Source organism: Streptomyces sp. UG1, assembly GCF_049974585.1.
Lineage (GTDB): Bacteria > Actinomycetota > Actinomycetes > Streptomycetales > Streptomycetaceae > Streptomyces.
In genome coordinates, this window is record NZ_JBNGGG010000033.1 from 1 (window position 1) to 12,811 (window position 12,811).

Consider the following 12,811-nt stretch of genomic DNA (forward strand, 5'->3'; position numbering starts at 1 on the left):
CGCCCCCGCGACTGGGACACCGCCGAACGCGAGGGCCGCACCATCACCCCCCTGCTCACCCGCCTCAACGCCATCCGCAGATGCCATCCCGCCCTGCACCGGCTCAGGAACCTCCGCTTCCACCGGACCGACAACGACGCGCTCATCGCGTACAGCAAACGCACTGGTCCGGACACGGTTCTGGTGGTCGCCAACCTTGATCCCCACCACACCCAGGAGGCCACGGTCTCGTTGGACATGCCGCAACTCGGCCTGGACTGGGACGCCTCGCTGTCCGTGCACGACGAACTGACGGGTGAGATCTACCGCTGGGGCAGGACCAACTACGTACGCCTGGAGCCCGGCCGGGCGCCCGCGCACGTGTTCCACGTCCAGGCATCGCCGTCGCAGATCGGAGGGTCTTGAGCGTCATGACCGTCAACGAGCCCGTGCTCGACACGTTCGAGGACACTCCTGCCAAGGACCGTGACCCCGACTGGTTCAAACGTGCCGTCTTCTACGAGGTCCTGGTCCGCTCATTCCAGGACAGCAACGGCGACGGCGTCGGCGACCTCAAAGGCCTGACCGCCAAACTCGACTACCTGCAATGGCTCGGCGTCGACTGCCTGTGGCTGCCGCCCTTCTTCAAATCACCGCTCAGAGACGGCGGCTACGACGTCTCCGACTACACCTCGGTGCTGCCGGAATTCGGTGACCTCGCCGACTTCGTCGAATTCATCGACTCCGCCCACCAGCGCGGCATGCGCGTCATCATCGACTTCGTCATGAACCACACCAGCGACCAGCACCCGTGGTTCCAGGAATCGAGAAAAGACCCCGACGGGCCCTACGGCGACTACTACGTGTGGGCCGACGACGACAAGGCCTACGCCGACGCCCGCATCATCTTCGTCGACACTGAACCCTCGAACTGGACGTACGACCCGGTCCGGGGGCAGTACTACTTCCACCGCTTCTTCTCCCACCAGCCGGATCTCAACTACGAGAACCCTGCCGTGCAGGAGGAGATCCTGGCCGCCCTCCGCTTCTGGCTGGACCTGGGCATCGACGGCTTCCGGCTCGACGCCGTGCCCTATCTGTACGCCGAGGAGGGCACGAACTGCGAGAACCTTCCCGCGACGCATGAATTCCTCAAGCGGGTCCGTCGTGAGATCGACGCGATGTATCCGGACACGGTGCTGCTGGCGGAGGCGAACCAGTGGCCGGAGGACGTGGTCGACTATTTCGGCGACTACCGCAGCGGCGGCGACGAGTGCCACATGGCGTTCCACTTCCCCGTGATGCCGCGGATCTTCATGGCCGTGCGGCGGGAATCCCGCTATCCCGTCTCGGAAATCCTCGCCAAGACCCCGGCCATTCCCTCCGGCTGCCAGTGGGGCATCTTCCTGCGCAACCACGACGAGCTGACCCTGGAAATGGTCACCGACGAGGAACGCGACTACATGTGGGCGGAGTACGCCAAGGACCCCCGCATGCGCGCCAACATCGGCATCCGCAGGCGGCTCGCCCCGCTGCTCGACAACGACCGTCACTCGATCGAACTCTTCACCGCCCTGCTGCTCTCCCTGCCGGGCAGCCCGATCCTGTACTACGGCGACGAGATCGGCATGGGCGACAACATCTGGCTCGGCGACCGCGACGCCGTCCGCACCCCCATGCAGTGGACGCCGGACCGCAACGCCGGCTTCTCCACCTGCGACCCCGGACGGCTCTGCCTGCCGACCATCATGGACCCGGTCTACGGCTACCAGGTGACGAACGTCGAGGCGTCCATGGCCTCGCCGTCCTCCCTGCTGCACTGGACCCGGCGCATGATCGAGATCCGCAAGCAGAACCCCGCCTTCGGGCTCGGCACCTACACCGAGCTGCAGTCCTCCAATCCGGCCGTGCTCGCCTTCCTGCGCGAGTACGAGGACGACCTGGTGCTGTGCGTGCACAACTTCGCGCGCTTCGCGCAGCCCACCGAGCTCGACCTGCGTGAGTTCAGCGGACGCCATCCGGTCGAGCTGTTCGGCGGGGTGCGTTTCCCGGCCATCGGCGAACTGCCGTATCTGCTGACCCTCGGGGGCCACGGCTTCTACTGGTTCCGGCTCACCCGAGTCGCATCCCGCATCGGCAGACGCCTTTGAGCGTGAGCTTCGAGCGTGTGCCGAGGAAAGGACGCGTCACCATGCAGAAGACCGCATATCCCCGACCCACCCGTACGGTCGACGCCAGCCCCATGGCCTCGCTGGCCGGGCTGCTGCGCGAGTGGCTGCCACGGCAGCGCTGGTTCGCGGGCAAGGACCGGCCCGTCACGGACCTCGCGCTGCTGTCGATGACGGAGCTGTTCCCGGGCTGTCTGCATCTGCTGGTGCACGCCGGCCACTCGGCGGTGCCCGCACCGGGCGGCGCTCCCCCGGCCGGTGACTGCTACCAGTTGCTGCTCGGCGTCCGCCAGCATCTGTCGCCGCGGCTCGGCCGGGCGCTCATCGGCCGCGCGGAAGAGGGGCCGCTGGCCGGTCTGACGGTGTTCGACGCGCTGCAGGACCCTCGTTCGGCCCAGTTGCTCCTGGACCGGCTGCGCCACCCCGGCACGGCGGGGCCGCTGCGCTTCGAGGCGGACTCCGCCGTGCCGCTGCCGGCCGGGCTGGTACCCCGGCTGCTGGACGCCGAGCAGTCCAACTCCTCGCTGGTGTACGGCGACGCGTTCATCCTGAAGCTGTTCCGGCGCATCCAGCCGGGCGTCAATCCCGACCTGGAGCTGTCCGGCGCGCTCGCCGGGCAGGGCTGCGGCCGGGTGCCGGCCCCGGTGGCATGGTTCCGTACGACGCACCCGTGGGAGGCGACGCTCGGCGTGCTCCAGCCGTTCCTGCGGGACGCCTCCGACGGCTGGACCCTGGCACTGGACGCGCTGGCCTCGGGCGGCGACTTCACCCCCGCGGCCCGTGAGATGGGGCAGGCGACGGCGGAGGTGCATCTGGCGCTGGCGGCGGCCTTCCCCTCCCGGGCCCGCGCCGAGAACGGCCGTACGGCGGCGGAGATGACCGAACGCCTGGAGCTCGCCGCGCACTTCGTCCCCGCGCTCCAGCCCTACGTCCCCGGTCTGCGCACCGCCTTCGGTGCCCTGGCCGCCTGCGACCCCGGCCCGTCCGCCCAGCGCATCCACGGCGACCTGCACCTGGGTCAGGTGCTGCGGGCCGGCCGAGAGTGGTTCGTCATCGACTTCGAGGGCGAGCCCTCGCGCCCGCTCGCCGAGCGGCGCGGCGTCCACTCCCCCGTGCGCGACATCGCCGGCATGCTGCGCTCCTTCGACTACGCCGCCCGGCAGCGCCGCCCGTGGCGTCCGGAGTGGGCGCGCCGCTGCCGGGAGTCCTACTGCGCGGGCTACGCCTCCCGCGCCGGGTGGGACCCCCGCAAGAAGCACGGGCTGCTCCGTGCCTATGAGACCGACCGCGCCGTGTACGAGGTGCTGTACGAGGCCCGGCACCGACCCGACTGGTTGCCCGTACCGATGGCGGCGATCGAACGCCTCGCCGTGAGAGGAGCCTGACCCATGGCCCTGCACGAGACCTCGCCCCCCGAGTCCGCCGGACCGGGCCGGCACACCACCGCGCCGCCCCTCGATCCGGCCGACCGCGACCGCCTGCTGTCGGGCGCCCACCACGATCCGCACGCGCTGCTCGGCGCCCATCCGGTGCCGGGCGGGATCGCCTTCCGTGCGCTGCGTCCGTTCGCGCGTGCGGTGAGCGTGGTGGTCGACGGCGAGCGCACCGCGCTGGTCTCCGAGGGCGGCGGCCTCTTCTCGGCCGTACTGCCGCTGGACGCGATCCCCGCGTACACGCTGCTGGTGTCGTACGCCGAGGACGGGTCCGACGAGCGCGAGGTCCACGACCCGTACCGCTTCCTGCCCGCCCTCGGTGAGCTCGACCTGCACCTGATCCGCGAGGGCCGGCACGAGGAGCTGTGGAAGGCGCTCGGCGCCGAGCCGATGATCCACCAGGGCGTGGCCGGCACCCGGTTCACCGTATGGGCGCCCAACGCCCGGGGTGTGCGGGTCGCCGGGGACTTCACCTACTGGGACGGGACGGCGTTCCCGATGCGGTCCCTCGGCGCGTCCGGGGTGTGGGAGCTGTTCCTGCCGGGCATCGGCGAGGGCACCCGGTACAAGTTCGAGATCACCTCCCGCTACGGTCACCGCTTCCTCAAGGCCGACCCGATGGCGCGCCGTGCGGAGGTCCCGCCGGACACGGCGTCGATCGTGCACGCCTCGCACTACGAGTGGGGCGACGAGGAGTGGATGGCGCACCGCCGTGACGTCCCGGTGCACCGGGCCCCGTTCTCGGTCTACGAGGTCCATCTGCCGTCCTGGCGACCGGGACTGACGTACCGCCGACTCGCCGAGGAACTGCCGGCGTACGTCAAGGACCTGGGCTTCACCCATGTCGAGTTCATGCCGGTCGCGCAGCATCCTTTCGCGGGTTCCTGGGGCTACCAGGTCACCGGCTTCTACGCGCCCATGGCCCGCCTGGGCACCCCGGACGACTTCAAGTGCCTGGTCGACGCCCTGCACCGGGCCCGCATCGGGGTGATCGTGGACTGGGTGCCGGCCCATTTCCCCAAGGACGACTGGGCGCTGGCCCGGTTCGACGGGGACCCGCTGTACGAACCCGGGGACGCGCGGCGGGCCGAGCATCCGGACTGGGGGACGTTCGAGTTCGACTACGGACGTACGGAGGTACGCAACTTCCTCGTCGCCAACGCGACGTACTGGTGCGAGGAGTTCCACATCGACGGGTTGCGGGTGGACGCCGTCGCCTCGATGCTCTACCTCGACTACTCGCGGGAGTCCGGGCAGTGGTCGCCGAACGCGTTCGGCGGGCGGGAGGACCTGGCGGCGATGCGGTTCCTGCAGGAGATGAACGCGACGGTGTACCGGCGCAATCCGGGGGTCGTCACGATCGCGGAGGAGTCGACCGCCTGGGGCGGGGTGACCCGGCCGACCGACAGTGGCGGGCTGGGGTTCGGGCTGAAGTGGAACATGGGCTGGATGCACGACTCGCTGGTGTACATCGGCAAGGAGCCGGTGCACCGCAAGTACCACCACAACGAGATGACCTTCTCGATGGTGTACGCCTACAGCGAGAACTACGTCCTGCCGATCTCCCACGACGAGGTCGTGCACGGCAAGCAGGCGCTGGTGTCCAAGATGCCGGGCGACTGGTGGCAGCGCCGCGCCAACCACCGTGCCTACCTGGGCTTCATGTGGGCGCATCCGGGCAAGCAACTGCTCTTCATGGGGCAGGAGTTCGCACAGGGCGCCGAGTGGTCGGAGGCAAACGGTCCGGAGTGGTGGCTGCTCGATCCCGGGTACGCGTCGGCCGGCGACCACCGGGGGATGCGGGACCTGGTGCGGGACCTCAACTCGCGCTACGGGGCGATCCCGGCGCTGTGGGAGCGGGACACCGACCCGGGCGGGTTCCAGTGGTCGCTCGGGGACGCGGCCGACGACAACGTCTTCGCGTTCCTGCGGTACGACGCCGAGGGCACCGCCCTGCTCTGTGTCTCCAACTTCTCCCCCGTCGTCCGTCACGACTACCGCCTGTGGGTGCCGGACCACGTAATCGCCTGGCAGGAGACGCTCAACACCGACGCGGCGCGCTACGGCGGCAGCGACGTCACCAATCCCGACCCGGTCAAGCCCGAGGACGGGCACATCACACTGACGTTGCCCCCTCTGGCCACGGTGTGGCTGGTGCCCTCCCTCTGACGAGCCGGCGCTGGGCTCACAGGATCAGGACGAGGGCGTAGGCCAGAAAGAACGCGGCGATCACGGCCACGAGGAGGAGGATCAGGGTCAGGGGCGCCTTGGCCCAGCCCGTGGGCGGGTTGTGCGTCTCGCGGGGGCCCGCGCCGGGCATGCTGCTCTCCGCGGGCGGGGTCTCGCCCGGGGGTACGCCACCGCCGGGCTCGAGGCCGGTGCTGCGCTCGGGCTCCGGATCGGGGTTCGGGCGGCGGTTCGGGTCGGGGTTCGGGTACGTCATGCCACCCGGGTTCCCCCTCCAGCCGAGATCACCAAGCGAGGTCAATTGTCAGTTCCCGGCACCACGCGCTCTCAGCTGGGCTAGATTCGGGCAGCGTCGATAACGGAACTCGTCGGTGACGTCACAACCGGTACACATCTGGAGCAGCGCATGCGCGACCTCGGCCTCGCTCCCCCGACCGTCACGTCCCTGATCGGCGGGCTCGCCGACAGCGTCTTCGAGACGGCGGCCGTCCGTCCCACGCTGCCGGTGCTCGCGCGCCGTCCCGACCCCTCCTCCACCGACTGGGAGGAGGTGACCGCCGTGGAACTGCGCGACGAAGTCACCGAACTGGCCAAGGGGCTGATCGCGTCCGGCATCTCGCCGGGCCACCGCGTGGCCATCATGGCGCGCACCCGGTACGAGTGGACGGTGTTCAGCTACGCGCTGTGGGCGGTGGGCGCCGAGGTGGTCCCGATCTATCCGACGGCGTCGCGCGACCAGGTCGAGTGGATCCTCAGGGACGCCGAGTGCGTGGCCGTGGTGGTCGAGGACGAGCAGGCGGTCATGACGGTCGGCTCGGTGTGCGGATCGCTGACGCGGCTGCGCCATGTCTGGCAGCTCGACGCGGGCGGTCTTGAACAGCTCGTGGAGCGGGGCGAGTTCATCCCGCTCACCACGGTCGAGTCGCTGCGCCGCATCGTGCTGCCGGACTCGACGGCGGTGATCGCCTACACCTCCGGCACCACGGGCCGGCCCTTGGGCTGCGCCCTGAGCCACCGCAATCTGGCGAGCCCCTGCGACACGCTGCTCGCGGGCTGGGGCCACAAGGTGGTGCCGCCGGGCGGGCAGGCGTCCGTCCTCGCCTTTCTGCCGTTCTCCCATGTGTACGGCCTTCTGGTGCAGACCCTGTGCATCCGCGGCGGCATGATGATGGGGCACGAACCGGACCTGCGCGTGGAGGCGCTGGCGGTCGCCCTGCGCACCTTCAGGCCCACCTATTTCTGCGCCGTGCCCTCGATCTTCGAGAAGATCTACAAGAACGCCCTGCGCACGGCCCAGCAGGCGGGCCGGGGCGCTCTGTTCGAGCGGGCCGCCGACACCGCACGGGACTTCGCGGCCGCCCTGGAACGGCAGCGGCTGGGCGGCGGTCCCGGCCCCGGTTTCGATCTGCGGCTGCAGCACGCCCTGTACGAGCGGACGGTGTACCGCAAGTTCCGTGCCGCACTCGGCGGCCGGGTGATGCTCGGGACGTCCGGCGGCTCGTCCCTGAACCGTGAGCTGTCGCTCTTCTACGAGGGCATCGGCATCTTCGTGAACGACGGGTACGGGCTCACCGAGACCAGCGGCGGGGTCACCGCGCAGCCGCTGGGCCGGGAGATGTCGGGGACGGTGGGGCAGGCGCTGCCGGGCATGGACATCCGGGTGGCCGACGACGGGGAGATCCTGGTGCGCGGGCCGTCGGTGTTCCAGGGGTACGTCAACGACGAGAGCTCGACGTGGGCCGCGCTGCGCGGCGGCTGGCTCGCCACCGGGGACCTCGGGCGGCTGGACTCCGACGGCTATCTGACGATCACGGGGCGCAAGAAGGACGTCATCGTCACCAGCAGCGGCAAGAGCGTCTCGCCGGCGCTCCTGGAGCAGCGGCTGAGGATGCATCCGCTGGTGCATCAGGCGGTGGTGGTGGGCGACAACCGCCCCTGTGTCGGCGCGCTGATCACTCTGGACCCCGATTTCCTGGCGTACTGGCGGGACGGCCGCGCGGGGCGCAGCGACGCGCGGGTCCGGGAGGCGCGGGAGGAGAACGCGCTGCGAGAGGAGGTCGGCCGGGCCGTGGCCGCCGCCAACAGCGCGGTGTCGCGCGCGGAGTCGATCCGGGTGTTCCGGGTGCTGCCGGAGCCGTTCGACGTGGCCCGCGGGCTGCTGACGCCGTCGATGAAGCTGCGCCGGGACGAGATCGTGCGGCACTACGCGCTGCAGATCGACGCGATGTACCAGGCCCGCTCGCGCGCACCGCGGGAGCAGTTGTCGGACGAGTTCGCGCACTGGGACGACGCGGACAACGTCTTCCGCTGAGCACTTGCGGACACGTCTTTCACTTCCGAACCGGTGTGCCCTCGCGCCGGGTGGGGCAGGGTGGCTGTCGACGGGTTCGTCTGCCTGCCGCACCCGGCTGGCGGAACGACCGGTGGCGCGGTGGGATCGAGGCGTGCGAAGCCGCGGTCCAGGGGCAGGCGAACGTCGTCGAGGCAGACCGCCTGGAGCCGCAGAAGGGATGATCACCGTGACACGACCCAGGATCCTGGTGGTTGGCGCAGGCTTCGCCGGTGTGGGATGCGTTCGCCGGCTGGAACGCAAACTCTCCCCGGACGAGGCCGAGATCACCTTGGTGACACCGTCCTCCTACCAGCTCTACCTGCCGCTGCTGCCCCAGGTCGCCTCCGGTGTCCTGACGCCCCAGTCGATCGCCCTGTCCCTGCGCCGCAGCCGCAGGTACCGCACCCGGATCATCCCGGGCGGCGCCATCGGCGTGGACCTCGCGTCCAAGGTCTGCGTCATCCGCACCATCACCGACCGGACCGTCAACGAGCCGTACGACTACATCGTGCTGGCCCCCGGCAGCATCACCCGCACCTTCGACATCCCGGGGCTGACCGACAACGCGTACGGCATGAAGACGCTCGCGGAGGCCGCCTACCTGCGCGACCACGTCATCTCCCAGCTCGATCTCGCCGACGCCAGCCAGGACCCGGACGAGCGCGCGGCGCGCCTTCAGTTCGTGGTGGTCGGCGGCGGCTACGCGGGCACCGAGACCGCCGCCTGTCTGCAGATGCTGACCCACAACGCGGTCAAGCGCTATCCGCGGCTCGATCCACGCCTGATCAAGTGGCATCTGATCGACATCGCCCCGAGGCTGATGCCCGAGCTCGGCGAGAAGCTCGGCGCCGACGCCCAGGAGATCCTGCGCAGGCGCGGTATCGAGATCTCCCTCGGGGTGTCCATCGCCAAGGCCGGCCCCGAGGAGGTCACCTTCACCGACGGCCGTGTCATCCCCACCCGCACCCTGATCTGGACCGCCGGTGTGGTCGCCAGCCCGCTGATCGGCACGCTGGGCGCGGAGACGGTGCGGGGGCGGCTCGCGGTCACCGCCGAGATGAACCTGCCCGGGCACGACGGCGTCTTCGCGCTCGGCGACGCCGCCGCGGTGCCCGACACGGCCAAGGACGAGGAGGGCGCCGTCTGCCCGCCCACCGCACAGCACGCCATGCGCCAGGGCAAGGTGGTGGCCGACAACGTCATCGCGGCCCTGCGCGACCAGCCGCTGCGGCCGTACGAGCACAAGGACCTCGGGCTGGTCGTCGACCTCGGCGGCCGTGACGCCGTGTCCAAGCCGCTCGGCGTCGAGCTGAAGGGCCTGCCCGCCCTCGCCGTGGCCCGCGGCTACCACTGGTCGGCGCTGCGCACCAACGTCGCCAAGACCCGCGTCATGACGAACTGGCTGCTCAACGCCGTCGCCGGGGACGATTTCGTGCGCACCGGATTCCAGTCGCGCAGTCCCGCCAAGCTGAAGGACTTCGAGTTCGTGCACGCCTATCTGACGCCGGAGCAGTTGCGGGCGCAGGTCGACGGGAAGGACGACGGCTCACGGGGGTGACGGCCTCGGTCGGGGCGCGGAGCGCTGAGCGCGGTGCGAACGGGGAGAGAGCGGGAGAGCGGGAGAGCGTACGGCGGCGTGAGGGCCGGTCCGGGCGCGGCTGCGGGACCGTCTCGTCAAGGGCTACCGCAGGCTGCTCGGCACCGTCCTCGGCGTGCTGGCCGGCATCGTGCTGGCGGGCGCCGTAGGACAGCGCACCTGGACGGCGTTCGCGCTGGTGCTGCTGTTCGTCTTCGCGATGTTCTACTCGGCGCCGCTGTCGTACACACTGATGTCCTTCTTCGTCACCGCGGCCCTCGGGCTGCTCTACACCCTGCTGCACACCTACAGCCTGTCGGTGCTGGTGCTGCGCATCGAGGAGACCGCGCTCGGCGCGGCCTGCGGGGTGATCGCGGCCGCGTTCGTACTGCCGGTGCGGACCGATCGCCGTACGAACGAACTCCTCGCCACCGTGCTGGAGCGGCTCGGGGACGTCACGCGCAACGCCGTCGACCAGCTCAGCGGTGGACCGCCCGTCGACCTGATCGACGAGGCGCGCGACCTGGACCAGGCGCCGGCCGACCTGCGGGCCGCCACCCGGCCGCTCACCCATCCCGTCACGCCCCTGCGGGCCAGGCGGGAGACCGCGCGCCGTGTCGTCACGCTGCTGGAGACCTGCGCGTATCACGCGCGTTCGCTGGCCGCGACCGCCGAGTCGCGGACCGGCCCGAGCATCGCCTCGCTGCTCGGCCCGGCTGGGCGTGCCCGTGAAGGCACCGGGCGGATGACCGCGCATCCGGGCGATACCTGGGTACGCGGATGTCATGACCGATGTGGTGGACTCAGACGAACTGCTGCGGCGGATGCAGCGCGCCCGGGCCTATGCCCGGCGGAACCAGCGGACGTGGCGGGCACGGAGCGAGGAGCTGAGGCCGACCGATCCCGAGGGGGCCCGCGACGCCGCCGCGCGGACGGTGGCGTACGAGACCGTGATCACGGTGCTCGAAGAGATCCTGACCCCGGGAAAGCACTCAGAACCCGGTCTGAAACATGGATCGGAGTGAAACCAGTCACGTACGCAGGTTTTGATTACGCAAAATCCGCCAAGATGGTTTACGGTTCATACATACGTGGTCGCGGGGTAGACCGAATCCGTCCTCCGCGCGCCACCACATACGGCCCTGGCTGGCCTCCCCCGTCCAGCCAGGGCTTTTTCATGCCCTCGGCGACCCGCCGCACGAGATCCCGGACAAAACCCTCTCCGCCGAGGTGCTCAGCGCGGCGGCAGCGGCTGAAATGGACGCAGGGAACGCACCGGAACCTCAGTCCTCGGCGAGGAGCCCCGTGTCATGACCAAAGCGATCAAACTCCTGACCGCCCTTCCGCCGCCTCAGCGTGAGCGCCTGATGTCGCTCGCCCGGGAGGTCTCCTTCCCGGAGGACGCCCGGATCTTCGAGGCGGGCGGCACGGCCGACCGCTTCTGGGTCATCCGCTCGGGCGCCGTCTCCCTCGACCAGCGGGTGACATCCGTGCAGCGGGTCACCGTCGCCAGCCTCGGCGCCGGCGATCTGCTCGGCTGGTCCTGGCTGTTCCCGCCGTACCAGTGGGACTTCGGCGCGGAGGCCTTCAGTCCCGTGCGGGCCTACGAGTTCGACGCGGCGGCGGTACTGCGGCTGTGCGACGAGGATCCGGGGCTGGGGATGTCGCTGGTACGGCACGTCGCCGAAATCCTCGCCTACCGGCTGGAGATGACCCGGGGCAAGCTGATGGAGCAGTACGGCCACAACCGGCGCCCGGTGCTCTGAGCGTCAGACGCGGTAGCGGCGCAGGGCGGGCAGCGCGGCGGCCAGGCCCAGCATGAGGACGACGACCAGCAGGCCGCCGCCCGCGGTCGCCGTACGCGCGCCGAAGGCCGAGCCGGCCGTGCCGTGCAGCAGGTCGGCCAGGCGCGGTCCGCCCGCGACGACCACCGTGAAGACGCCCTGCATCCGCCCGCGCATCTCGTCGTCGGCCGCGGACAGCAGGATCGCCCCGCGGAAGACCATCGAGACCATGTCGGCGACCCCGGCGAGCGCCAGGAACACCACCGCGAGCCACAGGCTGCCGCTCAGCCCGAAGCCGGTGATGGCAGCACCCCAGGCGACGACCGCGCCGATCACCATCCAGCCGTGCCGGCGGGCCCGGGAGAAGGTTCCGGAGAACAGCCCGCCGGCCACCGCGCCGACCGGGATCGCCGCGAACAGCAGGCCGAGGGCGAGACCCTCGCCGTACGACGCGTAGTTCTGGCTCGCCAGTTGGGGGAACAGGGCGCGGGGCATGCCGAACACCATCGCGACGATGTCGGCCAGGAAGGACAGCAACAGCACCTTGTGCAGGGCGATGTAGCGAAAGCCCTCCGCGATCTCGCGTACGCCGGCGCGGCGTTCGGCGGCGGCCTTCAGCGGCGGCAGCGCGGGGAGCCGCAGGACCGCCCACACCGTGACGCACAGGGCCAGCGCGTCGATGAGGTACAGCTCGGCCAGGCCGATGACCGGTATCAGTACGCCGGCCAGCAGCGGGCCCACCACCTGGCCGGTCTGCATGACGGTGGAGCCGAGGGCGTTCGCCGCGGGCAGTTCGCCGGCCGGCACCAGGCGGGCGATGGAGGCGTTGCGGGCCGGGGCGTTGATGCCCCAGAACGCCTGTTGCACGGCGAGCAGCACCATCAGCGCCGCCACCGACTCCAGACCGGTGACGGCCTGGAGCCAGAACAGCAGCGAGGTGACGGCTATGCCGGTGTTGGTGATCAGCAGCAGCTTGCGGCGGTCCATGGTGTCGGCGATCGCCCCGCCCCACAGCGCGAACACCACCAGCGGCAGCAGTCCGGCGAGACTCGCCGCGCCGACCCAGGCCGAGGAGCCGGTGATGTCGTAGATCTGCTTCGGCACGGCGACCGCGGTGAGCTGGCTGCCGAGGGCCGTGACGATGGTCGAGGACCACAGGCGGCGGTAGGCCGGGCGGCGCAGCGGACGGGTGTCCATGACCCAGCGGCGCCGGGCACGCCGGGCGGGTTCCGGCTCCGAAGCCGCCGGCTGCTGTTCGGTACTGCTCTCACTCGTGTCCACGGACGTCCTGGCTGCTCGTGATGACTCGTGGTTGCTCGTTACACCTATCGGGAATCAGGGATCACTATGGC

10 protein-coding genes and 1 pseudogene are annotated in these 12,811 nt (G+C 70.4%); 9 read left to right on the plus strand and 2 right to left on the minus strand.

The features are described from left to right. The 4 genes from ACP4J3_RS32340 to glgB form a co-directional block, all read left to right on the plus strand. Positions 1 to 405 (plus strand): DUF3459 domain-containing protein (locus tag ACP4J3_RS32340; RefSeq protein WP_426539702.1); only part of this gene is annotated, 405 nt, incomplete at its 5' end. A 5-nt stretch (positions 406 to 410) separates the two neighbouring features. Then, a complete protein-coding gene (gene treS / locus ACP4J3_RS32345) occupies positions 411 to 2,129 on the plus strand; it encodes a maltose alpha-D-glucosyltransferase (RefSeq protein ID WP_426539703.1) in 1,719 nt (572 codons plus the stop codon). Positions 2,130 to 2,170: 41 nt separating this feature from the next. Further along, the gene (locus tag ACP4J3_RS32350) at positions 2,171 to 3,532 is read left to right on the plus strand and encodes a maltokinase N-terminal cap-like domain-containing protein (protein WP_426539705.1); all 1,362 of its coding nucleotides are present in this window, start codon (positions 2,171 to 2,173) and stop codon (positions 3,530 to 3,532) included. Between the two features lie 3 nt (positions 3,533 to 3,535). After that, positions 3,536 to 5,749, plus strand: coding sequence for a 1,4-alpha-glucan branching enzyme (gene glgB, locus ACP4J3_RS32355; protein ID WP_426539706.1), 2,214 nt, complete (start codon positions 3,536 to 3,538; stop codon positions 5,747 to 5,749). Positions 5,750 to 5,765: 16 nt separating this feature from the next. Here the strand turns inward: glgB and ACP4J3_RS32360 are convergent, their stop codons facing one another. After that, positions 5,766 to 6,023, minus strand: a complete 258-nt coding sequence (locus ACP4J3_RS32360; RefSeq protein WP_426539708.1) for a DUF6480 family protein — start codon at positions 6,021 to 6,023, stop codon at positions 5,766 to 5,768. Positions 6,024 to 6,173: 150 nt separating this feature from the next. Between ACP4J3_RS32360 and ACP4J3_RS32365 the strand changes: the two genes are divergently transcribed. From ACP4J3_RS32365 to ACP4J3_RS32385, 5 genes and pseudogenes are all read left to right on the plus strand, one after another. Then, on the plus strand, positions 6,174 to 8,078 hold the full coding sequence (locus ACP4J3_RS32365; protein ID WP_426539709.1) for an AMP-dependent synthetase/ligase: 1,905 nt from the start codon (positions 6,174 to 6,176) through the stop codon (positions 8,076 to 8,078). Between the two features lie 199 nt (positions 8,079 to 8,277). Then, entirely contained in the window at positions 8,278 to 9,657 is a 1,380-nt protein-coding gene (locus ACP4J3_RS32370) for an NAD(P)/FAD-dependent oxidoreductase (RefSeq protein WP_426539710.1), read from the plus strand. A 112-nt stretch (positions 9,658 to 9,769) separates the two neighbouring features. Next, a pseudogene (locus ACP4J3_RS32375) lies at positions 9,770 to 10,516 on the plus strand (FUSC family protein); the annotation flags it as partial. Further along, positions 10,461 to 10,700 (plus strand): hypothetical protein, encoded by a 240-nt coding sequence (locus ACP4J3_RS32380; protein ID WP_426539711.1) that lies wholly within the window; start codon positions 10,461 to 10,463, stop codon positions 10,698 to 10,700. The pseudogene ACP4J3_RS32375 and the gene ACP4J3_RS32380, both read left to right, overlap by 56 nt. A 285-nt stretch (positions 10,701 to 10,985) precedes the next feature. Next, a complete protein-coding gene (locus ACP4J3_RS32385) occupies positions 10,986 to 11,441 on the plus strand; it encodes a cyclic nucleotide-binding domain-containing protein (protein ID WP_426539712.1) in 456 nt (151 codons plus the stop codon). Positions 11,442 to 11,444: 3 nt separating this feature from the next. On the opposite strand, the gene ACP4J3_RS32390 is transcribed toward ACP4J3_RS32385, so the two are convergent. Beyond that, on the minus strand, positions 11,445 to 12,740 hold the full coding sequence (locus ACP4J3_RS32390; protein ID WP_426539713.1) for an MFS transporter: 1,296 nt from the start codon (positions 12,738 to 12,740) through the stop codon (positions 11,445 to 11,447). Positions 12,741 to 12,811 lie beyond the last annotated feature (71 nt).

Bases quoted from the DNA above. Each gene is read 5' to 3' on its own strand.
- treS (WP_426539703.1), top strand. From the start codon at position 411: ATGACCGTCAACGAGCCCGTGCTCGACACGTTCGAGGACACTCCTGCC.
- ACP4J3_RS32350 (WP_426539705.1), top strand. From the start codon at position 2,171: ATGCAGAAGACCGCATATCCCCGACCCACCCGTACGGTCGACGCCAGC.
- glgB (WP_426539706.1), top strand. From the start codon at position 3,536: ATGGCCCTGCACGAGACCTCGCCCCCCGAGTCCGCCGGACCGGGCCGG.
- ACP4J3_RS32360 (WP_426539708.1), bottom strand. From the start codon at position 6,023: ATGACGTACCCGAACCCCGACCCGAACCGCCGCCCGAACCCCGATCCG.
- ACP4J3_RS32365 (WP_426539709.1), top strand. From the start codon at position 6,174: ATGCGCGACCTCGGCCTCGCTCCCCCGACCGTCACGTCCCTGATCGGC.
- ACP4J3_RS32370 (WP_426539710.1), top strand. From the start codon at position 8,278: ATGATCACCGTGACACGACCCAGGATCCTGGTGGTTGGCGCAGGCTTC.
- ACP4J3_RS32380 (WP_426539711.1), top strand. From the start codon at position 10,461: ATGACCGATGTGGTGGACTCAGACGAACTGCTGCGGCGGATGCAGCGC.
- ACP4J3_RS32385 (WP_426539712.1), top strand. From the start codon at position 10,986: ATGACCAAAGCGATCAAACTCCTGACCGCCCTTCCGCCGCCTCAGCGT.